A 23,586-nucleotide genomic window follows, 5' to 3' on the forward strand; every position below is an offset into this window, starting at 1 on the left:
TTTTTATTTATGAGTTAATCTGCGAATATCTGCGGGATCTGCGGGAGTAAAAAATAATGCTGTCGGATTATCGCAGCTTTTTATGGAGCTAATCTGCGAATATCTGCGTGATCTGCGGCAGTAAAAAATAATGCTGTCGATTATCGCAGAGTTTTTTTACGACCTAATCTGCGAATATCTGCGAGATCTGCGGCAGTAAAAAATAATGCTGTCGAATTTTCGCAATTTTTTATTTATGAGTTAATCTGCGAATATCTCCGGGATCTGCGGGGGTAAAAAATAATGCTGTAGATTATCACAGAGTTTTTTAATGGAGTTAATCCGCGAATATCTGGGAGATCTGCGGGAGTATAAAATAATACTGTCGGATTATCGCAGCTTTTTATCTATTCATTTATCTGCGAATATCTGCGGGATTGAAAAACAATGCTGTCGGATTATCGCAGTTTTTTATTTATGCATTTTGTCCCGTCCTGAAATAGCGATACACAAAATGTATCATTATGAAAGAAGATCAGGGAAACCGCTACATCAAGCGCACACAGAAAGACTACACTATGTCTTTTAAATTACAAATTGTTCAAGAAATAGAGAAAGGATCTCGGTCTATTTCTGAAGTAACCAAAGAATATGGGATACAAAGTCATAGTACGGTTCTTAATTGGTTGCGAAAATTCGGTAACTTTGATTGGGAGAATCAAATACCAACTACTATGACAAAGTCACCAGAACAGAAGGTAATGGAGCTTGAAGCCAAAGTAAAACTACTGGAGAAGCAGAAGTCGCTTTTGGAACACCAAGCTTTTGTTGCAGATAAAAAAGCAATCATTTTCGATATGATGATTGATCTCGCTGAGAAAGAATATAAAATTGATATACGAAAAAACTCCTCACCCGAACAATCGACAATTTTAAAGAGCAAGAACACCAAACAGTAGTGTTCGCCTGTAATTTGTTCGGGGTAGACAGACAGGTTTATTATCGAAATATTAAAAGAAAGTCCGTAAAAGAGTCTAAAGCAATTGAAGTTGTATCGATGGTTCTATATATTAGGAAATCTATGCCCAGACTTGGTACAAAGAAATCGTACCATCTTTTAAAGGATCAATTGAAACCATTAAAAATAGGCAGGGATAAATTATTTAATATATTAAGGGCTAATCACTTACTAATCCAGCCTAGACGCAGCTATCACATCACAACTAACTCACATCATCACTTTAGAAAACATAAAAATCAAGTCCTTGGTTTAGAAATAAACAGACCTGATCAAGTATGGGTCTCTGATATAACATACATAGGCAGAAGAGAAAATCCTTGTTATTTAAGCATCATTACCGATGCATATTCTAAGAAGATTATGGGACACTACGTTGCCGATAATATGAATACTGAAAGCAGCGCATTAGCATTGAGGATGGCAATTAAACAAAGGAAAAGCAAGCAAGTTCCACTAATTCATCACTCGGATAGAGGCCTACAATATTGCGCAAAGGATTATCAAAAGATCTTAAGAAAAAATGGAATAGTAGCTAGTATGACACAGAACTCAGATCCGTACGAAAACGCCGTGGCCGAAAGAATCAATGGGATATTAAAACAGGAATTTATGATTGACAAATACAATCTAAAATTGAATCTAATGAAGAGCCTGGTTAAGGAATCAATTGACACTTACAATGAACTACGACCACATTATTCTAATTATATGCTAACTCCTAACCAAATGCATTTGCAGAACATAATTAAAATGAGAACCTATAAAACAAAAAAAAACACTTGCGAAAATGATTTTGCAAGTGTTTAATTAAATATTTTTGTCTAATAATCTGTATCGCTTATTTAGGACTAGACATTTATCTGCGAATATCTGCGGGATCTGCGGGAGTAAAAAATAATGCTGTCGGATTATTACAGAGTTTTTTTATGAGTTTATCTGCGGGATCTGCGGGAGTAAAAAATAATGCTGTAGATTATCACAGAGTTTTTTAATGGAGTTAATCCGCGAATAGCTTGGGGAAGTTGTTGCTGATAAAGTTGCTTTAGAGAAAACCCAAAAATTCAGAAAGCAGAGTGAGGATGAAATGAAAAAGAGAAGTATACAGCTAGATTAAGGCAATTATCTTCGTCAGTTTTACTTATATAAACTTACATCATTCTACCGGAAGCTGTCAAAAGCTGTCAAAAGCTATTAAAATAGACTGAAAAATACTGAAAAATACTGAAAATGTAAACTGAAATTCAGTTAATAAAATTACTCCTGATTTCTTCAGTTGATCGTAGAATTCAAAAAATCAACGTTAAAATCACACCGAAAGCATAGTTTTAAATCTTTAAAAAATATATTTGTTCAGCACACTAAATAGACAATTTTGTCTCTTAAAAAAACCGAAAGAGTACTTATATGGATACTGAGAAATTTATTTTCTGCCTAGAAGGAGTTTCAGACATTGACACTGTTACAACCACCGAAGTAGTTAAAACTTTAGAAGAAATCGCTTTGGAACAAGGTATCGCTAGTATTTACAAATCCTGCGACACCATCGAAAGTTTGGAAGAAAGTTTGGGAACTTTGCTTTATGATGATCACGATTTTAAAGATTACGAAATAATTTATCTAGTGATGCCGGGCGAATCGAATACTATTTGCTTGAATGATTATTTCTATAGTTTTGAAGAAATCGCCGAACTATTTGAAGGTAAGATGAAGGGGAAAGTAATTCATTTTGCCAACAGAAAAATATTGGATTTAACCGCCGAAGAATCCCAATACTTTCTAGATGTAACAGGAGCTCGGGCTGTCTCAGGTTACGGATCTTCCTATAATTCCATCGCAAGTACAAATACAATTGACAGAGCATTCTTTTCCTTATATCAAGAAAATGACGACCTGAAAGAAGTGGTTGAAGAGTTGTTTCAAAAGCATTACAATTTGTGTAAACTTCTAGATTTTAGATTGTACTATTAACGCACGCAAATAGCTGAGTTAATAGTGTATATTTCAATATTTTTACTTTCCACCAGTAGATAAATCATTTCCCAAAATTCATACTACTTTCAAAGATTTGTGAAACATCCTCTTGTTTGTGCTAACATCCATTTTCTTTTTCCAAATCTCCAATTCACAAAGTCCTATAGATTTCTTAAATATAAAATTTAATGTCCTCAAGTTTCTAAATTATTTTTTATCTTGAAGTTCCAAGACAAATAATTTTCTAGTGAATTTAATTCAACTTTTTAAACGCCTTCGTTTCTTCGTTAAGCCTTACCAAAAGTGGGTAATGATCACCCTATTTCTGACTCTCATCGGATCATTTATGGCGCAGGTAAATGCGTATGTTTTACGCTACACTGTGGATGAGCTAGCATTGATGACTACCGGAGAGAAATTAATTCAGGATGGTACGAAGCTTTTGATAATGATAAGTGTTGTACTTCTGGTTAAGGAATTGGTGTATGCCCTAGTCCAATATGGGCAAAAGTTCTTTGGTGAAAAATTGCGAATTTATGTTACAAGAGATATTTCGCAGTTAATTGTAGAAAGGATTCTAACCTATAGGATGGCATTCTATACCGCTACCGAAAATGAAAGCGGAAAATTACAAACGCGAATTGATCTCGGCGTTTCCAGCTTAACCAGGCTAGTTCGCAACCTTTTTATTGATATTTTTCCACTGTTTGCAAATGCGATTATTGCACTGATTGCGATGTTTATTGCCAATGTGTATGTCGGATTAGTCAGTGTGATGATAATCCCAATTTACTTTTATGTCAGCGCACGTCAAGCGGACAAACTTGGAGGTTTCCGACGCAGTATGCGTGATTACCGCGAATCCAAGAACAATAGAATTATCGGACTCATCGAATCAATCACTGTAATAAAATCTTTCAATCGAGAAAAATCTGAAGCTGGTAGACATGAAAAGATTCAATTTGATATGACTGAAAATCAAATGAAAACGCGTCAAATAAGTTTTTTGTTTGACGGATTAAAGTCTTTCTTAGAACAATTTGGATTGGTAGCGATTATTATTTTGACTGTCTATTTAGTATTAAACGGAAGTATGACCGTCGGAGCTATTATGTTTCACGTAATGCTTTTCGCCAATGTTTCAGCACCAATCCGACAATTGCAACGAATTTATGACGAGGTAAACGATGCAATAATTTACTCCGAAGGATTTTTTGAAATCCTCGACGCCGAAAATCAAAAAGAACCAAGCGGTACTTATATTCCCGAAAAGGTAGTTGGAAACTTTACGGTCAAAGATGTCGAATTCACTTATCCAAATGGCGTTCATGCGCTTAACAATGTTTCGTTTACAGTTCCGGCAAATACGATCACTGCTTTGGTTGGGCTCAGTGGAGCAGGGAAGAGCACATTGGTGAACCTACTTGATAAATTTTATGAACCCAATTCTGGCGAAATACTCCTTGACGGAATCGATTTACAGAAATTCGACACTCAGTGGTTGCGCGACAATATCGGACTAGTATTACAACGAAATCATATTTTTAATGATACGGTTTCTGAAAATATTAGGTACGGAAATCAAGATGCTACTCACGAAGAAATTGTGGCTGCCGCCAAGAAAGCTTATATACATGAGCAGATCATGAATTTACCAAAAGGTTATAACTCAAAAGCCGATCAGCTCTCCGGAGGTCAACAACAACGTATTTCCATAGCAAGGCTATTCCTAAAAAATCCGCCGATAATTATTCTGGACGAACCAACTGCAAGTTTGGATGCAATTGCCACTCAGGAAATTAAGAAAAGTCTTGACGCCATAAAAAAAGATAGAACTGTGATTATTATCTCGCACAGTATCTCGCAAATTATCGATGCTGAAAATGTGGTCGTATTGAAGCAGGGAACTGTTATAGAACAAGGAACTCACGATGAATTATACAAAAACGAAAGTACTTACTACGAAATTTTCAATGCCCTGGCAAATAGTCTAAATATCGAAAAAATCTCTGAAACGATACGATAATTTTAATATTCATAACCTCTTGTAATTGCGATTATAATAAAAACGAGTTTTATGGCGAGGAACGAATTAATCGCGTCCTTAATTTTTTCGCGTGAATAAAGTAAAGTCAAAAATTTAGTAATAAATTATTCTGCCGATTGCGTACTTGCATCTGTAATGCCAACTGCCGATTAAATTACATTGATCAATTTCTTATTACTGCTTACGAGCTTTCCTATTTCGCTTGCCAAACTTTGCCCCCAATGATATTCGTAAGTCGTATTTCGTATTTCGTAAATCGTACTTCGTAAATGGTACTTCGTAAATGATACTTCGTAAATGGTACTTCGTAAATGGTACTTCGTAAATGGTACTTCGTAAATCGTACTTCGTAAATTAAAAATCCCATTTCGTAAATTTCAACAGTAACTGCGCGAAGGATTGCAGCGGCATCCTTTTCTGGCTTTTTTGCCAGAAAAGATACAGCGGAAAGCCTGACCCAAAGGATCGCGCCCAAAAAAAAATAGTGATATTTAACAATTTAATTTCAATAGAAAAATAACAAAAAAAATGTGCAGACAAAAAGCCTGCACATTTTAAAAACATATCCTTTAAAATTTTTAAACTGGCAAATCACTTGCTCGCTCCATACGATCCCAATTTCTGTGCTTGGCAATAGCATCGACAAATTTCTGTGCATCGGCGTTAATCAAAATCGCTTTGTCATCCTTAAAATCAGACACGAAAGTCTTATTTAGCATGTCTTCACCTTCATTATCGGCAGCAATTGCTTTGCAATGTTTCAAGGCTTCATTGATAAATTTCACATATTTCTTTTCGGCTTTGAGACCATCGATAGATTTCTGTCCACCAGGAATGTAGATGGCGTCAAAAAGCACACTTTCGGTAGTGGCAATTGCAGCATCAACCTTGTGTTCCATCCCAGTATCACAAGTAATTGTGCCACCGTGAGGAGCAATAATTTTTACAACTGCATGCTTCGCTTCAAGTGTTTTTTTCATAGCATCAAAGTCTTTCATACTAAAACCATCAGCCATCAAACACGCAATCTGACGGGTGGCAATCGTATCAAATTTTGACTTATCCTGACTCAATGCTGGCGATTTGTCCAAATAATTTTTGGCTTTTCCAGGTTGGAAATCTTCCACATTACAATCAGCAGAAATCGCCTGATTTATAGGTTGTTCAATGGTATCTGGGACTTTGAGACCTAGTTTCTTTGCAACTTGTGCCGCCAAATCCTCATTAATTTCATTAACCATCCAAAGCATTCGCTCCTGAATATGTTGATGCGTACATTTTCCTAGTTCAAAAGCGTACGCTTCCATAACGTGTTGTTGTTCCCACTTCTGCAAACTGCGGTAAAATAATGCAGGCTGCGAAAAGAAGTCAATAAAACTCTCGGATCTTGTACGAATTTTATTCGAATCAATGCGCTCGGCATACGACTCAAAAGCACCATCCGAAACTTTGGACATGTGCGGACAACCGCCACCCAAGGTATTTGGAAAATATGCCGTATTGCCCTTCGGAATGCTCATCTGCATCTGACCGTCGCGCTGATTATTGTGAACTTCCACAATTGGTTTATTGATTGGAATTTGATGAAAATTAGGGGATCCTAAACGAGACAATTGAGTGTCGCGGTAGGAGAATAATCTACCTTGAAGAAGCGGATCATTAGAAAAATCGATTCCTGGAACAATATTTCCAGGCAAGAAAGCGACCTGCTCGGTTTCGGCAAAGAAGTTTTCAGGATTTCTATTCAAAGTCATTTTCCCAACAATCGTGACAGGCACCATCTCCTCAGGAATTAATTTGGTAGGATCAAGCAAGTCAAATTCATACTTATGCTCGTCGGCTTCGGGAACAATCTGGAAACCAAGTTCCCATTCCGGAAACTGTCCTGAATCAATTGCATCCCATAAATCACGACGGTGAAAATCAGAATCTGCACCGCTAATTTTCACCGCTTCGTCCCAAGTTACTGAGTGAACACCCAAAACTGGTTTCCAGTGAAACTTCACAAAATGTGCTTCACCTTTTTCATTAATAAGTCGGTAGGTATGAATCCCGAAACCTTCCATCATTCGCAAACTTCTCGGGATCGCGCGGTCGCTCATCACCCAAATTTGGTTGTGAAGTGTTTCTGGAGTTAGCGAAACGAAGTCGTAAAAAGTATCGTGAGCCGAAGCTGCTTGTGGAATTTCCTTATTTGGCTCCGGCTTTACCGCATGTACAAGATCTGGAAATTTCATTGCATCTTGAATAAAGAAAATCGGCATATTGTTTCCAATTAAATCCCACGTTCCTTCTTCGGTATAAAATTTCACCGCGAATCCGCGCACATCTCTTGCCAAATCTGTAGATCCTTTTGATCCCGCTACCGTTGAAAACCGAACAAATACAGGAGTTTTTCTTGAGGTATCATTAAAAATTCCCGCTTTAGTAAATTCTCCTTGAGGCTTATAAAGTTCAAAAACGCCATGAGCGCCGCTGCCTCGCGCATGTACAATTCGCTCTGGAATTCGTTCATGGTCGAAACTTGTAATTTTTTCGCGCAATAGAAAATCCTCCAACAATGTCGAGCCTCGAGGTCCTGATTTGAGCGAATTATTGGTGTCATTAACCTTTAATCCTTGTCGCGTAGTTAGTGGTTTTCCAGTTGCATCAGTCATATCATCACGGAGTTGAGTGATTTTTGCTGAATCTTTTGCTTTGTCTGATTTATTGTCCATTCTGTTATGTTTTTGTGGTTGTGATAGTGCTAAATTATTGATTGTAGTGTTTTGTGTGGTTGTTGGTGCAATTTACCGAGCGATTTTACAATTGCATATATTATAGCTATTGTGTTGAGAAATTTACAAATCCAGTTACAGGTTTTGTAAAAAATGCAATTTCAACCCGCGCAACTTATACATAAAAAAACCCGCCATGGCAGGTTTTCTATGTGGTAGCAAGTGGATTATTGTCCAGCTTCGTCGTTGGCATCGCTGCCTTCAACTTTTACTATTTTGTTATAAATTCCTAATAGTAAGAAGGAAGTTGCCCATTGTCCTACAAATAGAGATGTTGTCCCTTTTCCTAAAACTTTCAGAGTAGCAGAGGCTGCCATCGATCCAACCGCCGCCCATAAAAATAAATCTGATGGTAATTTAGCCGTTTGTTGTTCAATTTTCTTTGCAATAGGTCCTTCTGAATGATCGTTTTTGATAATACCCATAATTTTTTAGTTTTTAAGTTATTATTTTCTAATGCTAAAATTATCGAAGACGTTGATATATAGCTTTATACAATTTTTAAGATTAGTATCAAAATTCCTATTTTTTAGTTTTTATCACGTTTTTTATTTTGGGCGGCTTGTGGCTATATTTGCGTTTGAAGACCTCCGTAATATTGAAATTATACGGTAACGCAATTACAGCCACAACCGGGCCATCCACTGTATCTTTGCTGCTAGAAGGACTATTTATATAAGAAATCTTCGTGCTTTACGATAATTTAGTACATTTCGTGAAGCAGCAAAGGATGCCGCTCCTGTCCCTGCCGCGAGACTCGCGTTTGAAACATATTAAAGATCTAAATCAAAATTTAGCACAACTTCTATGAGCTAATTTTACTGCTATTTTTTAAAGATAAAAATCCTATTTTTACAATAATACATTGTCGAAATCAAAATATTTTGTCGAATGGATTTCTATCTAATAAAGAGTGATTGGTAATTTGAAAGTCGATTTATTTTATATTAGGATATAGATCGGGAAGAGGAGCTCAGAAATCATTTTAATACTTATGAAATACGCACAACTCAATGAGCAGAAGTAAATTAATCCTCGCATCAATCCCTTTGATTATTTTAGGCTTATCTGCCTATTACTTTTATCCAGAACAAAAGGTTCCTGACAATATTGAGATTGACAAACTACTTGTATATAAATCCAAAAGGCAATTGTTGGCTTTTTCAAACGGCGAACTTATTAAGACGTACAAAATATCACTTGGCAAAAACCCAGTTGGTCATAAAGAATTTGAAGGGGACAAAAAAACGCCAGAGGGACTTTACACAATAAATGATAAAAATCCCCATAGTGGTTACCATAAAAATCTTGGCGTGTCATATCCTAATAAAGTAGATATTGCAAATTCTAAACGATTGGGAAAACCTACTGGCGGCGACATCAAAATTCACGGACTACGCAATAAAACGGGATATATTGGTAAATTTCACCGTTGGACCGATTGGACTTTGGGCTGTATAGCACTTACGGATCAAGAGATTGACGAACTGTATCGCGCAGTAAAGGTAGGAACACAAATCGAAATTAAACCTAGCAAAATCGGAAGAGAATAAGATCCTAATAAAGCAAAACTGACTTGATAACTATGAACGACTTGAGATACAATATAAAATCGGCATTATTTGGAGTTGCAATTGGCGATGCGCTTGGTGTTCCGGTAGAGTTTAAAAGTAGAGAAGCAATCAGTGAAAATCCCGTTTTAGATATGACTGGCTTTGGTACCTACAATTTACCGCCCGGCACTTTCTCTGACGATAGTTCCTTAACTTTTTGCCTTGCCGAAGCTTTGACTGAAGATTTTGATCTAGATATTATAGCTCGAAATTTCATAAAGTGGTTTTATGAAAATTATTGGACAGCAAGAGGCGACGTTTTTGATATTGGTATTGCCACTAGGCAAGCGATTGACAAACTTGCACGCGGAGTTCAAGCGGAGCACGCTGGGGGAATTGATGTTTCGTCAAATGGCAACGGCTCACTGATGAGAATTCTTCCATTAGTCTTCTATATTATCGATAAACCAATTGCAGAAAGGTTTGAGATCACAAAACAAATTTCTTCGATCACTCACGGCCATATTCGGTCTGTCGTTTCATGCTTCTACTATCTAGAATTTGCAAGGCATATTATTCGAGGAACTGACAAATTTGAAATTTATAAAAAATTGCAAAGTGAAGTTCCCGACTTTCTAAACTCAATATCAACTGAACCAGTCGAAATTAATTTATTTAACCGACTTTTAGAAAATAATATATATGAGTTAGAGTCAAATGTTATTTCTAGTAGCGGTTATGTACTACACACTCTCGAAGCAACCATTTGGTGTTTACTCACAACAGACAATTACCACGAAGCAGTTTTAAAAGCGGTAAATCTTGGTGATGATACTGACACCACAGCCGCAGTTACAGGAGGTGTGGCAGGACTTCTTTATGGCTTTGAATCTATTCCTAAAACCTGGCTAAATCTGCTTGCAAGAAAAGATGACATCGAAGATTTGGCAGAAAGATTTGCTGACAAGATTATATTTGACAGAAATTAGAAAATGCTTTTTTCAATATTTTGTGTTCTAATCCAAAAATACTATAAGCTTTTAACAGTTGGAAGGCGTTTCTGATGGGGAGCCAATTTTTTAATTACTTGTCTATTAGCAGTCTTCTTGTTAAAATTCTATTTTCTGTTTCGAGCAACAAGATATAAATTCCGTTTGCTAATTCTGAAACATCATTCTTCAAAACTTTAGAACTTTTTACTAATTGTCCTAGTAAATTGTAGAATTTGACCGAGTTGATTTCAAGAACTTCAGACTGTATTTCAAATTGATCCTTGGCTGGATTTGGAAACAATAATACATTTTGTGAGTCTTGTTCGAAATTTGCAGTATGCAACGGAATAAAACTGCTATCGAAAAGACTATTATAATCACACTCTTCCGATACCAAAGAATTATAGTGATATATCTCAATATTATACAACTCCGGATTTGCAATTGGAATAAATATTTCTATCGTATAATCACTAGGCATCGCGAGAATAGTCTCATGGTAACAAGCCGTAACTTTTAGAAGATTATCTTCGACTGTGTAGGTGTGTCCTAAATAACTTGTCGCCATCATCGTAAACACATCAATACTTATCTGAATTCCTCCCTCAACCACTTCAGCGGTTGAATATTGACCAATATTTGGTGTTTGCGCTTGCAAATTGTGGTTAAAAACAATAAAAAGTAATAGGAGTAGAGCTTTTTTCATAATCGTTGCGTTTAAAATATCGGCGTAAGAAATTTAATAAATCTAATATATAGCTTTAGATGTCTATAATGACGTAAATTAGAAGATAATATGCCTATCACTATTAGTTTTATTTTAATTGAAAGCTATTTCTATGAGTAGAGAAGCAAATAATTTTTAAGAATTTATCTACCTAAATGGCTTTAAAACAACCACCCCAATGAAAGAAACGATCAATATAGTAAAGCATTCTGGCGAAATAGAGGAATTCGATTTAAACAAGCTAAAAAATTCGCTTAGAAGATCAGCAGTAGATGAGCGATTAATTCTAAAAATAGCAGCGGAAGTAGAAAGTAATCTTCGGGAAGGAATGACCACAAAGCAAGTTTACAAGATGGCATATAAAATGCTAAAAGGTACATCGAGAGTAAGTGCGTCAAAGTATAAACTTAAAAAAGCCTTGATGCAATTAGGTCCTTCAGGATTTCCTTTTGAAAACTTAGTGGGCAAGTTATTATCCTACGAAGGCTTTTTCACAGAAGTGGGAGTAACGGTGCAGGGACATTGCGTACAGCACGAAGTAGATGTGATCGCTCAAAAGGATAAAAATCATTTTATGATAGAGTGCAAGTATCATAGTGATCAAGGTCGATTTTGTGATGTAAAAGTGCCGTTGTATATCCAATCAAGATTTATCGACGTAAAGACCGAATGGAAAAAACAGCCTGATCAGCAGTCAAAACAATATAAAGGTTGGGTTTACACAAATACTAGATTTACCTCCGATGCTATCAGTTACGGGACTTGTGCGGGTTTAGGATTGACAAGTTGGGATTATCCACCAGGAAATGGACTTCGTGAAAGAATAGACCGTTCGGGATTACATCCAATTACCGCAATAACATCTTTGACAAAGAATGAGAAGACCCAATTACTAGACAAAGGCGTTGTGATCTGCAATGAACTCTTGGAAAACCCACTTTTATTAGAGCAAGTAGGCATCGGCCAAGGAAGAGTTCATAATATACTAGAGGATTTAGAAGAATTATGCAAACCAGTTAAACTACTTTATAATGAAAAACGATAAAATACGAATTCACTTTTTAGGTGCTGCAGGCACAGTAACTGGCTCAAAATATTTAATTGATACAGGCGAAAAAAAGATTTTAGTAGACTGTGGACTTTTTCAAGGTCTGAAAGAACTACGACTTAAAAATTGGGAGTATCCGCCAGTAAATGTTGAGAATATTGATATAGTACTATTAACGCATGGCCACATGGATCACACAGGTTATTTGCCACGATTAATCAATCAGGGATTTAAGGGTCCAATCTTAGGAACGAATCCAACTTTGGAGATAGCCAAAATAATTTTGTATGACAGTGCCAAAATTCAGGAGCAAGACGCCGAACGTGCTAATAAGGAGGGGTATTCTAAGCATAGCCCGGCAGAACCTTTATACACGATAGCAGATGTTGACAAGACAATTCCACATTTTAAGACAATTCCTCAAGCGCAATGGATTCCGTTGTTTCTGGGAATAAAAGTGCGATTCCAATACAACGGTCACATATTGGGGGCAACTTTTATCGAACTAGATATTAATGGAAAGCGCTTTGTCTTTTCGGGAGATATTGGAAGAGTAAATGATTTTTTATTGTATACACCTTTGAAACCCAAAAAAGCAGATGTGCTCTTTATCGAATCAACTTACGGAGGCCGATTCCATCAAGAAGAAGAAGATGCTTTACCAGAAATAGAAAAATTGGTGAACGAAACAATTAGTAGAGGTGGAAGTTTATTTGTTCCTAGTTTCTCAGTAGAACGAGCGCAGTTAATGATGTTTATTTTCTGGAAATTAGTAAAAGAAAACAAAATTCCCAAGGTGCAAATGATCATGGATAGTCCAATGGGCGCCGATGTTTTAGAATTATTCCAACGAACAAAAGATTGGCATAAACTAGATTATGACGAATGTAAAGAAATGTGCTCACACTTTACAATTGTAAGTAGCTATCAAGAAACGATGGAATTACGCCAAGATAAAAAACCGAAAATTGTAATTGCAGGCAGCGGCATGCTAACGGGCGGACGTATGCTCAATTACCTAGAAACTCAAGCACAATACGCCGAAAACACATTGCTTTTCGTGGGCTATCAAGCCGAAGGAACTCGCGGGCGTAAATTATTGGAAGGAGCAAAAGAGCTTAAAGTGTACGGAAAGTATGTGCCTTTTGATATGCAGGTGGCCGAAGTTGAAGGTTTGTCAGCACACGCTGATCACGCAGAGTTGATTGGCTGGATGAATAAATTAAAAAAACAGCCGCAACGTATATTTATTATTCACGGTGAAAAAGAAGGAGCAGAGGCTGTGCAAATTGGCATTAAAGAAAAGTATGGCTGGGAGTCGGAAATTCCGCAACTTTATAGCATTGAGGAGGTGTAGCTTATGTGGCTCAACCTTTTTAAATATGGTAGAAATACCGAGAGTCTTTTGATAGTTTTTTAGCTGTTATTTGTCTAAATTATTGTAGAAACCTTGATTGATGAATCGTAACTTTGCTTATAATACTCTTTGTAAACAAAGTACAAAATCTAAGCTAAAAGTAAATGTCTGAAATAGCAAACGATCGCAAAGTCTTCACACTACTCGAAGTCTCGAAAAGTGTGCAGAAAACTATATCCGAAAGATATAAGAGTACTTTTTGGGTAAAGGCGGAGATGAATAAGCTAAACCATTACAGTCATTCGGGGCATTGCTATCCAGAGTTGATAGAAAAGAAAGATGGGAAAATCATTGCACAAATCAGATCGAATCTTTGGCGTGATGATTATCAAAATATTAATAATAACTTTTTAAAAACGTTAAAAGAGCCACTTAAGGACGGCATTAAAATATTATTTCTGGCAAGGTTGGGTTTTGATCCTGTCTATGGGATTTCGTTGCAAATATTGGATATTGATCCGAGTTACACCTTAGGTGATTTGCAAAAGGAGAAACAAAATACAATTATTCAATTACAATCTGAAGCGATTTTTTCTCTCAATAAAACTCGAGAATTACCGTTGCTTCCTCAGAGAATTGCCGTAATTTCGGTAGCAACCAGCAAAGGATTTGTTGATTTTGCCCAAGTATTAGATCACAATCCTTGGGGTTATAAATTTTTCCACTATTTATTTCCGTCAATTCTTCAGGGAGAAAAAGCAGTGATAGGCATTATCTCGCAATTAAAGAGAATCGAAAGAGTTTGTGAGCATTTTGATGTGGTAGCAATAATTCGAGGTGGTGGTGGAGATGTTGGACTATCTTGTTATAATAATTACGAATTGTCAAAAGCGGTTGCATTATTTCCGATTCCAGTAATTACCGGAATTGGTCATGCGACAAATGAGACGGTGTGCGAAATGGTTTCATACCAAAATGCAATTACACCAACAAAGATTGCCGAATTTCTGATTCAGAAATTTCATAATTTTTCGGTGCCGCTGCAAAAAGCACGAGATTTAATTATCGATAAATCAAACCGACTAATTAGCGATGAGAAAACAAAGCTACAATCGGAAGTAAAGTTGTTTAGGTCTGTAAGTGAGACAATCTTACAAAGAAATCGTAATGCAATAGACCAGTCGACAATGGTACTAGTCCAACAGTCGCAATTTATGATTAAATCCAATTTGACCTTGATGAACGGATTTAATGAACAGATTTCCAAACTATCACTCTTACAGATTAGACAAGGTGCGATTTTATTGAAACAGTGGCAAGATAGTCTGTATTATCAGTCGAAACTGCGAGCCAAACAAGAAGTTTTACAGTTAGAAAATTTAGAAAAAAATTTAAAAAATTTAGATCCAATTAATATTTTAAAAAGAGGATTTAGCATTACCAGAATTAATGGAAAGGCAGTTACAGATATTGCGCAAGTAGAGAGAGGACAAGAGATAGAAACCCAAGTATATCAAGGAAAAATAACAAGTACAATAAAAAATTTAGGCGATGCAAAGTAAAACTAATTACGAGGATGCTTTTGAAGAATTAAAGCAAATTGTTTCGGAAATTGAAGAAGGCGAAATTTCGGTAGATTTACTTTCTGATAAAGTAAAAAGAGCTTCAGAATTGATCAAGATTTGCAAAGCTAAACTAACTTCCACTGAAGAAGATGTAAATAAGATACTAAAAGAATTGGAAGCTTAAAAATGCATTTGTATACAGGTATATGTATGCGTAAATATGTTTTTGATTGTTTCATTTCAAAATTATTTTACTTCCGGAGTCATGCGGCAGGGACATGAGTGACCCAAGCAAAACGAATTAGCAAAGCACATCCTTTTCTGCAAATTGATTATTAATTGCAGGTAATTAATGAATAAAATTTCTTACGAAAAGTTGTCGACGTTGCAGCTGAGATACAGTTTATGTATTGGGGCTGTGAAGAATGTAACAGCCACAAGCCGCTCAAAAGATATAATCCCCTAATTATATAATATTTGTTGGTTTTACATAAAGTATTTTAAAGATTTATCGTGGTAGATTTGTTGGAATTATTGTCTTATTCCAATTTTAAACTATATGACAAACTTATCCAACCTTGCCATTGTCGGAAGTGGTCCAACTGCAATTTATCTGCTAAAATATATCTGTGATTCAATCGATATTTTTCGGGATCAAATTGAAAAAGTGACCGTTTTTGAAAAAGAAGAAGTTTTGGGAATGGGCATGCCATACCATCCTAAAACTACAGATATTTACAATCTTGCCAATATTTCTTCAGAAGAAATTCCGATGTTGCAAGAGTCATTTGCCGATTGGCTTCGGAAACAACCTCAAAGTGAATTACAAAAATTTAATACTTACGAAACCGCTATTGACGATTCGGAAGTTTATAGTCGAATTGCGTTGGGACATTACTTTGCTGAGCAGTTTCAGCAGTTGATTTCGTGTTTAGAATCGTACGGTATTAAAGTGATTCAGCAGCTTAAGTGCGAAGTTTTTGATATTTCACAGGAAAAAGAATCGAGCTTGATAATTACAGATTGTAATCATAAATCACATCAATTTTCGACCGTTATAGTTGCCAATGGTCATGAATGGAAGGAAATTGACAAACCGGAATGTGGTTATTATGCGTCGCCATGGCCGATTCATAAGCTAATTCCGGCGGATGATCAAACTTACAATTTTCCAATCGGCACCTTAGGTGCATCGTTAAGTGCTTTTGATGTAGTTACTTCTTTATCGCACCGACATGGAGTTTTTGCCAAGGTTGGTAAAAAATTAACTTATATCAAAAAGGAAAGCAATCCTGATTTTAAAATTGTTTTGCATTCTTCGGCGGGGTGGCTGCCTCATTTGCAGTACGAACAGCTGAAGCCAATTCGGGAGATTTATCGCCATTTTGACCGCGATGAGTTATTAAATCTAATTAACGATCAAGGTTTTTTGTGTATTGAAAATTATTTTGATACGCTCTGCCGTCCAGCCTTACTCAAAGCTTTTGGCCGAGATAAATTGTATGAGGTGGTAGAAAAACTTCAAAAGCCAAATTTTAGTTTTAAAGATTTGGTCAAACTAATGTCTGAAAAACACAAATATGTAGATTCTTTTGAAGGAATGAAATTAGAAATGACGGTGGCAAAAAACTCTGTTTATAATAAAATTCCAATTTATTGGATGGAGACTTTAGACGATTTAATGTACAGTCTAAATTACCACGCCGAATTACTTTCTGCAGAAGACCACTTATTTTTTCATAAAGAAATCACCTCTTTTTTAATGAACGTCATTGCAGCTTTGCCTTTACAGTCTGCAGAAATACTGTTAGCTCTTTATGATGCAGATTGTATAGAGTTGATTTCAGGAAAAGTTACCTTTCCCAAAGACGCTTTTGAGAATGGCAGCACTAAGATTGTTGTAGAAAAACCAGATGGTAGTAGGCAGGACATCGAATATCAATTATTTGTGAACTGCAGCGGATCTACGAAATTAGAAATCAAAGACTATCGTTTTAAATCTTTGGTAGATCAAGGTGTGGTGCGAAGTGCAACCGCTCCGTTTTCGGAACCAGAAACTTTGGACAAATATGCTAAGCAAATCAGAGAGGGCGAAATTCTAGAAACGTCTGACAATATATTATTAAAACTTTCGGGTATAGATATCGACTCAAGTTACCGCACAATAAATAAAAATGGTACTCCAAATAATTTTTTATTTGATATAAACTTCAATCACACCAACGGTTTACGTCCCTATTCCTATGGTTTGCAAGCTTGCAGCGCGACAAGTTTAATTTTGGTCGAATCGTTATTGTTGGAGATTTTAGATGGTAAAAATGTCAGCGCTGATATAGAAGATATTACCAAGCTGTACGAAACCAATGACGAGCTTTAATATTATTATAATAACTTCTAAATGAATTAATTAAATGGTTTTAGGAAATAATCGAGTACCTCTTATTAAATATTTTCCTAAATATAAGTAAATTTTCCAATCGTTTTTTTTGCTCAAAATAATCTAGATATTCTTAAATTTGCCGCGTTTTAAATTTGATTTTTTTTAAAAAGACTTTCTGATAACAGTTTTTTTGAATTTTATATTACATTTTACTTATGTATCAATTAACTTATAGTTCAATTTCCAAAGAAGGATTAATTGTTGAGGATCTTGAAAATATTCTTGAGACTGCAAAATCTATAAACTTCCAGAATGATATATCTGGCTGTTTAGTGTACCACAATGAAAATTTTATTCAAATTCTCGAGGGAGAAGAAGAGGATGTTCTTAAAATTTACGATAAAATAAAAGAAGATGGAAGACATCATTCTATCAAATTACTATGGGAAAATCAGATAAATACCAGATCGTTTCAAGAATGGAACATGGCATTTTACCGGCCATCAGACCAAAATGCTAAATTATTTGTCGAGAATATTCTGCTTTTATCGGATTACTCTGAAAAATCTACAAGCTCTTCATTAAGTTTTTGGGCAGAAATTGGTAAAGTTTTACGTGGAAAAACCTTGAACAGGTAAGTAACTATTCGCGCGAGTCATTTGAAAATAAAATTTTTTTTCATCATCTTTAAATTTTGTAAATACAGCTTAAAATTTCATAATGAAATGTACTTCAATAGTTTATAAATTTATCAGACTAAAGCTTTTAATTAAATAATCAGCGAAGTAATAATTGAATGTAAGTAATTTAAGTTTTTAAGATTTTAATAAATAAAATTGTTCTGATGCTTGTTGCAACGAAGGTCACGGGTAGTCAGGTTGTCGAAGTAGCTGTAACGGCGTATGTCCTTTCCACCCGTTCGGGCATACACAAAAAGCCTACGTCTCCATAGTTAAAGGGGAATCAGTCACACGGCAATAATCCAAGCATCGAACAATTTTTTCTTTCTATCCTCCATATTTTTTTGAATTATACTACTTTTTTTGATTTACAAATAGCCGTTTTTTATGGTTTCAATAGAGTTTTGCTATAAAACCACAATCACCGTGGTAGCTGTGTTGCTAATTATAATAGGTATAAGCTTCCTATTTCGTATACTGAATCGAGAGGAACCTACATTTCAGAAGATATTTACTAGCAATTTTTCTGATTGTAAAGTCCTAGTGCATAATATTTAGACACCAAAAATTTTAGCTTTTAATACTTTAAAAGTTGTATATTAAATTTTGAGGATGCTATAGAGATAATCATTTTAACAACAAATTGCAAAAACTCTAATTTCACTTCATTATTTTTGTTTCATTCTTTATGAACTATGAAACGATTTCATTTACTTATTGTCCTCTTACTCAGTATTTATTTAATGCCGAATACTGTTATGGCATGTGATGATGCAGCAGACAAAATAGTAAATAAAGAACATTCGCATATCCAAAATGAGCAGCATAAAAGTTGCTGTCATAATAAGAGTGTTTCTTCTGGAAATGATAAAGAATGTTCTGGTGACTGTGAAAAATCTTGTTGTACTTGTGCAGCAACATCTCTTTCAAGTGCATTCAATTTAGTATCAGGAGCTATTATAAATGACGCATCATCCAATTATTTTTTGGATAGTAAATCCCAATTTAATTATGTTTCAAGAGCCATTTCTGATGGTTTCTTAGACCTTTGGCTTATTCCAAAAATAGGCTAAAATCTTCTTTTGATAGCCATAGCTCTATCAATTTTCTTCAGCGTAAATGTCTAGTTTTAAGTTATTATTTAGAAAGAATATTATAATTTCTTTCAAATATTACAAACTATTTTTTACAGCAATATTACTTTCAATATTATTATTTACAAGAATCGAAGTTATGACTTTGATTATAAATCCATTCAAGAAAATGAAAACATTATCTATAAAATTAATGATGACTGCGCTATTGGCGTTTACAGTCAGCGCAAATGCACAATTTAAAAATGCAAAAACCGAAGTAGTAACAATCTACGGAAACTGCGGAATGTGCAAGAATACGATAGAAACTGCAGGAAATTTTAAAAAATTAGCCAAGGTAGATTGGGACAAAAACACTAAACTCGCAACGATAACGTACGATAGCGAAAAGACAAGTAAAAATGAGATTCTTAAAAGAATTGCCCTTGCAGGCTATGATAATGAAACTTTTCTGGCGCCGGATGATATCTACGGCAATTTACACGGTTGTTGCCAATATGATCGTACTGCAAAAGTTGCCACAATAAAGGAAGAATTAAAATCTGAACATAGTACGCACGGGCAATCTAAGAAAAAAGCTGTTAATAATTTGTCTGCTTTGGAAGTGGTTTATAATAATTACTTTGAACTTAAAGATGCGCTAGTAAATTCAAATTCTGAATTAGCAACAAATAAAGCTTCAACTTTAGCTAGTTCTATTGAAAAAGTTAAGATGTCACAACTTCAAAAGGATGTCCATACTGTTTGGATGAAAGTTGTGGACAAAATCAAAGCAAATGCAAAAAACATCGCTTCTAACAAAGATCTGGCAAAACAACGTTCGGAATTTAGCTCGCTTTCAGACAATATCTATTCGTTGATGAAAGTATCTAATCTAGACACTGCTGTATATTATCAATTTTGTCCGATGGCAAATGATGGGAAAGGTGCCAATTGGTTGAGTAAAGAAAGCCAAGTAAAAAACCCTTACTACGGATCAAAGATGTTGAGCTGTGGAAAGACTGTGGAAACTATCAAATAATTTTAATTGAATTCCCATTGCCTAGCGCGGTGGGATTTTTTTTAAAGCTTTCTAAAATCAAAAGTATTTCGTCTGAGGAATTTTTTGGAGATTTTAGCGGCATTCAATTGATTTAATAATCACCTAAATGAAATATTATTATGAATAATACACATACAAAAACACAAAGTAGTCTTTACTCCAAGTTCTTTTTGATGTTAGGATGTTCATTTATTGCAATGTATATCACAATGTATCTAAATACCTACTCAATAGATCACGTATATTTCAGTCTCACTAGATTTTATATGACGTGTATGGGTATATCAGCAATGGCAATTATTATGTTGCTGTTTATGTTGGGAATGTATAAAGACAAAAAGAAGAATATTGCAATCGTTATCGGTAGCATTCTGCTTTTTTCTTCGGCTTTGATATTAGTTAGAGCACAGAAACCTATAGTTGGTGATATCCTGTGGTTAAGAGCAATGATTCCTCACCACTCAATTGCAATACTGACCAGTGAGCGAGCTGATATTCAAGATGAAGAAGTTAAAAAGCTAGCAAATACCATTATCGAAGCGCAAAAAAAAGAGATTGAAGAGATGAAACTAATGATAAATAGACTAGAAAATGAAAAGTAAGCTAATAATTTTGTTGTTAATGCTTTTGAGCTTTTTGCAGAGTAGGGCACAAAATAATGTAAAATATGAACTGACTGTCACCGATACTTTGGTCAATTTTTCTGGAAAAGAAAAGAGAGGAATTGCCGTAAATGGGCAGATTCCCATGCCGACTTTAACTTTTACCGAAGGGGATATAGCCGAAATCGTGGTTCACAACAAGTCAAAAGAAAGTACTTCTTTGCACTGGCACGGAATATACCTTCCTAACAAAGAAGATGGGGTCCCACATTTAACACAAATGCCGATTATGCCAGGCGAATCTTTTACCTACAAATTTCCAGTCATTCAAAATGGGACACATTGGTATCATAGTCATAGTGGCTTTCAGGAGCAGATTGGTATGTATGGATCTTTAATAATGCTGAAAAGGAAAGATGATTCCACTTTTAGACAAGGTATTGATGATTTGCCATCTGTTCCAATTATTCTAAGTGAATGGACTGATATTAAACCAGAAAATGTGCAAAGAATGCTTCGCAATGCCAATGATTGGCCTGCCATCAAGAAGGGAACTGTGCAAAGTTACTCAGAAGCAATTGCCGCAGGACATTTTAAAACCAAAGTCGGCAACGAGTGGAAGCGAATGTTGGCGATGGATGTAAGCGATGTTTATTATGATAAATTTTTGATTAATGGAAAAAATGAAATTCATTTTCCACAATTTTCGGCCGGCGATAAAGTACGTTTACGTATTGCCAATGGTGGTGCTTCTTCGTATTTCTGGCTAACTTATGCTGGGGGCAAAATAACCGTCGTAGCCAATGACGGAAATGATGTAGAGCCTATTGAAGTGGATAGACTCATAATAGGAGTTTCTGAAACCTACGATATTGTAATTACGATTCCGGCGGATGGAACAGCTTATGAATTTCTAGCAACTCCCGAAGATCGTACAAGTTCTGCTTCAATGTATTTCGGAAAGGGAATAATTCAGCTTAAATCAAGACTTCCCAAACTCAAATACTTCGAGGGAATGAAAATGATGAATGATATGATGAAAATGGATGGTAGTATGGACGACATGGGAATGGAGATGTCGTATCAAAAGATGGATATGAACACTGTAATGTATCCAGAAGTAAGCGGCAATTCAAAAATTGATCACTCCGACCATAACATCGATATGAAGTCTGAAAAGAAAGATGAAGATCACTCCGGTCATAAGATGGATATGGATTCAAAAATAGATCATTCTGGACATGAAATGGATATGAAGTCTGAAAAGAAAGAGGAAGATCACTCCGATCATAAGATGGATGTGGATTCAATAATGGATCACTCTGGAAATAAAATGGATAAGAAATCTGAAAACAAATATGAAGATCACTCCGGTCATAAGATGGATATGGATTCAAAAATGGATCATTCTGGACATGAACTAAATACGAGTTCAGATTTAGTAACATTAAATTATGGAATGTTAAAATCTCCCACGCCAACAACACTGCCAAAAAATGCAGTAGTACGCGAAATGACATTTGAGCTTACAGGAAATATGAATCGATACGTCTGGAGTATGGATAATAAAGTACTATCTGAAGTGGATAAAATCTTGATTAAAAAAGGAGAAATAGTGCGAATAAGGTTGTACAACAATTCGATGATGCGTCACCCGATGCACTTGCATGGACACGATTTTAGAGTTTTAAATGGGGAAGGGGACTATTCTCCACTTAAGAATGTGTTGGATATCATGCCGATGGAGACAAATACCATTGAATTTCTTGCTAATAATGAAGGTGATTGGTTTTTTCATTGTCATATTCTTTATCACATGATGGCAGGAATGAATCGTGTTTTTGCTTACGATAAACAACAGCCTAATCCTTATTTACCAGACAAAGTAGCATCATACAAAATGCTTCAAACCGAAAGCAATATGATGAATTTGATGGCTGAAAATGATTTTGCCACAAATGGGAATGACGGAAAAATTTTGTTTCAAAATACGCGATGGAGTATAGAAACTGAGTGGCGGTTGGGATATAAAGATGAGCACGGTTACGAAACGGAAACGCACATCGGCCGGTATATAGGCAAGAATCAATGGCTAATGCCGTTTATAGGATTTGATTGGAGATATCGGAAGATGGGAGACGAAATAGAGAAAAATATTTTTGGACAGGAATCTACAAAAGAACGTAGAGCGGTTTTTAGCATTGGAGCCGAATATACACTACCGATGTTAGTAATCTTACAAACAGAAATTTTTACTGATGGCAAGGTGCGTTTTCAATTAAAGCGAGAGGATATACCAGTAACTCCTAGACTGCGTTTGGCCTTTATGGTAAATACAGATAAGGAATATATGACCGGACTTAAATACATTTTAACTCGCAACCTGGGACTTTCTACACATTATGACAGCGATATGGGACTTGGTTTTGGAGCGACAATTAATTACTAATTCAATTGAGGTCTATAAAGCCTAAAATCTTAACTCGACACTTTTGTTATCAAGCGAAAGATAGTTTTATAAGTGGAAAATTTCGCTTAACTTATCTGATCTAATGTCGCCTAACCACACTGGCATACAAATAAAAAGCATTTAAATTAGAAGCCTGACTTTTGTACGTCAGGCTTTTTTATTTTTGTAAATGAAAAATGATTCTCTCATATCGTGATCAAAAGAATTGATGATACGGGAACGCAAATTGCCCAAATTGTCCAAATTGCCCAAATTGACGCTCTTACAAATGCCTTTATCGT

At 35.5% G+C, this 23,586-nt stretch carries 19 protein-coding genes; 16 read left to right on the forward strand and 3 right to left on the reverse strand.

The window, feature by feature from the left end; translation table 11 throughout:
- Positions 1 to 503 precede the first annotated feature (503 nt).
- The 4 genes from SBO79_RS09285 (at position 504) to SBO79_RS09300 (ending at position 4,997) form a co-directional block, all read left to right on the forward strand.
- Positions 504 to 938: a transposase gene (locus SBO79_RS09285; RefSeq protein ID WP_318640142.1), complete on the forward strand. Its 435-nt coding sequence runs from the start codon at positions 504 to 506 to the stop codon at positions 936 to 938.
- Positions 938 to 1,807, forward strand: a complete 870-nt coding sequence (locus tag SBO79_RS09290; RefSeq protein WP_318640143.1) for an IS3 family transposase — start codon at positions 938 to 940, stop codon at positions 1,805 to 1,807. The genes SBO79_RS09285 and SBO79_RS09290 overlap by 1 nt, the downstream gene beginning before the upstream one ends.
- A gap of 597 nt (positions 1,808 to 2,404) precedes the next feature.
- Positions 2,405 to 2,968, forward strand: a complete 564-nt coding sequence (locus SBO79_RS09295; RefSeq protein WP_318640144.1) for a DUF6642 family protein — start codon at positions 2,405 to 2,407, stop codon at positions 2,966 to 2,968.
- 250 nt (positions 2,969 to 3,218) lie between these two features.
- Positions 3,219 to 4,997 carry an ABC transporter ATP-binding protein gene (locus SBO79_RS09300; protein ID WP_318640145.1) on the forward strand — a complete coding sequence of 593 codons (1,779 nt, stop codon included), beginning with the start codon at positions 3,219 to 3,221 and terminating at the stop codon, positions 4,995 to 4,997.
- 599 nt (positions 4,998 to 5,596) lie between these two features.
- Here SBO79_RS09300 and SBO79_RS09305 read toward each other — a convergent pair.
- Positions 5,597 to 7,735 carry a catalase gene (locus tag SBO79_RS09305; protein WP_406600231.1) on the reverse strand — a complete coding sequence of 713 codons (2,139 nt, stop codon included), beginning with the start codon at positions 7,733 to 7,735 and terminating at the stop codon, positions 5,597 to 5,599.
- A gap of 227 nt (positions 7,736 to 7,962) precedes the next feature.
- Positions 7,963 to 8,220, reverse strand: a complete 258-nt coding sequence (locus tag SBO79_RS09310) for a hypothetical protein (protein ID WP_318640146.1) — start codon at positions 8,218 to 8,220, stop codon at positions 7,963 to 7,965.
- A 588-nt stretch (positions 8,221 to 8,808) separates the two neighbouring features.
- Between SBO79_RS09310 and SBO79_RS09315 the strand changes: the two genes are divergently transcribed.
- Positions 8,809 to 9,348 (forward strand): L,D-transpeptidase family protein, encoded by a 540-nt coding sequence (locus SBO79_RS09315; protein ID WP_318640147.1) that lies wholly within the window; start codon positions 8,809 to 8,811, stop codon positions 9,346 to 9,348.
- A 32-nt stretch (positions 9,349 to 9,380) separates the two neighbouring features.
- A complete protein-coding gene (locus SBO79_RS09320; protein ID WP_318640148.1) occupies positions 9,381 to 10,337 on the forward strand; it encodes an ADP-ribosylglycohydrolase family protein in 957 nt (318 codons plus the stop codon).
- A 94-nt stretch (positions 10,338 to 10,431) separates the two neighbouring features.
- Here SBO79_RS09320 and SBO79_RS09325 read toward each other — a convergent pair whose 3' ends face one another.
- The gene (locus SBO79_RS09325) at positions 10,432 to 11,046 is read right to left on the reverse strand and encodes a T9SS type A sorting domain-containing protein (RefSeq protein WP_318640149.1); all 615 of its coding nucleotides are present in this window, start codon (positions 11,044 to 11,046) and stop codon (positions 10,432 to 10,434) included.
- A gap of 199 nt (positions 11,047 to 11,245) precedes the next feature.
- On the opposite strand from SBO79_RS09325, the gene SBO79_RS09330 reads away from it, so the two are divergent.
- The 10 genes from SBO79_RS09330 (at position 11,246) to SBO79_RS09375 (ending at position 23,284) form a co-directional block, all read left to right on the forward strand.
- Positions 11,246 to 12,112 (forward strand): ATP cone domain-containing protein, encoded by an 867-nt coding sequence (locus SBO79_RS09330; protein WP_318640150.1) that lies wholly within the window; start codon positions 11,246 to 11,248, stop codon positions 12,110 to 12,112.
- Positions 12,099 to 13,472 carry an MBL fold metallo-hydrolase RNA specificity domain-containing protein gene (locus SBO79_RS09335; protein WP_318640151.1) on the forward strand — a complete coding sequence of 458 codons (1,374 nt, stop codon included), beginning with the start codon at positions 12,099 to 12,101 and terminating at the stop codon, positions 13,470 to 13,472. The genes SBO79_RS09330 and SBO79_RS09335 overlap by 14 nt, the downstream gene beginning before the upstream one ends.
- A 164-nt stretch (positions 13,473 to 13,636) precedes the next feature.
- A complete protein-coding gene (xseA, locus tag SBO79_RS09340) occupies positions 13,637 to 15,034 on the forward strand; it encodes an exodeoxyribonuclease VII large subunit (RefSeq protein ID WP_318640152.1) in 1,398 nt (465 codons plus the stop codon).
- Positions 15,024 to 15,221, forward strand: coding sequence for an exodeoxyribonuclease VII small subunit (gene xseB, locus SBO79_RS09345; protein WP_318640153.1), 198 nt, complete (start codon positions 15,024 to 15,026; stop codon positions 15,219 to 15,221). The genes xseA and xseB overlap by 11 nt, the downstream gene beginning before the upstream one ends.
- Positions 15,222 to 15,596: 375 nt before the next feature.
- The gene (locus tag SBO79_RS09350) at positions 15,597 to 17,414 is read left to right on the forward strand and encodes an FAD/NAD(P)-binding protein (protein WP_318640154.1); all 1,818 of its coding nucleotides are present in this window, start codon (positions 15,597 to 15,599) and stop codon (positions 17,412 to 17,414) included.
- 218 nt (positions 17,415 to 17,632) lie between these two features.
- Complete coding sequence (locus SBO79_RS09355; protein ID WP_318640155.1) at positions 17,633 to 18,055, forward strand: BLUF domain-containing protein; 423 nt, start codon at positions 17,633 to 17,635, stop codon at positions 18,053 to 18,055.
- Positions 18,056 to 18,840: 785 nt separating this feature from the next.
- Positions 18,841 to 19,170 (forward strand): hypothetical protein, encoded by a 330-nt coding sequence (locus tag SBO79_RS09360; RefSeq protein WP_318640156.1) that lies wholly within the window; start codon positions 18,841 to 18,843, stop codon positions 19,168 to 19,170.
- A gap of 190 nt (positions 19,171 to 19,360) precedes the next feature.
- Positions 19,361 to 20,212, forward strand: a complete 852-nt coding sequence (locus SBO79_RS09365; RefSeq protein ID WP_318640157.1) for a DUF3347 domain-containing protein — start codon at positions 19,361 to 19,363, stop codon at positions 20,210 to 20,212.
- Between the two features lie 140 nt (positions 20,213 to 20,352).
- Positions 20,353 to 20,835, forward strand: coding sequence for a DUF305 domain-containing protein (locus SBO79_RS09370; protein WP_318640158.1), 483 nt, complete (start codon positions 20,353 to 20,355; stop codon positions 20,833 to 20,835).
- Positions 20,825 to 23,284: a multicopper oxidase domain-containing protein gene (locus SBO79_RS09375; RefSeq protein WP_318640159.1), complete on the forward strand. Its 2,460-nt coding sequence runs from the start codon at positions 20,825 to 20,827 to the stop codon at positions 23,282 to 23,284. The genes SBO79_RS09370 and SBO79_RS09375 overlap by 11 nt, the downstream gene beginning before the upstream one ends.
- The last annotated feature ends 302 nt before the right edge of the window (positions 23,285 to 23,586 follow it).

This window comes from Flavobacterium ardleyense (assembly GCF_033547075.1).
GTDB lineage: Bacteria > Bacteroidota > Bacteroidia > Flavobacteriales > Flavobacteriaceae > Flavobacterium > Flavobacterium ardleyense_A.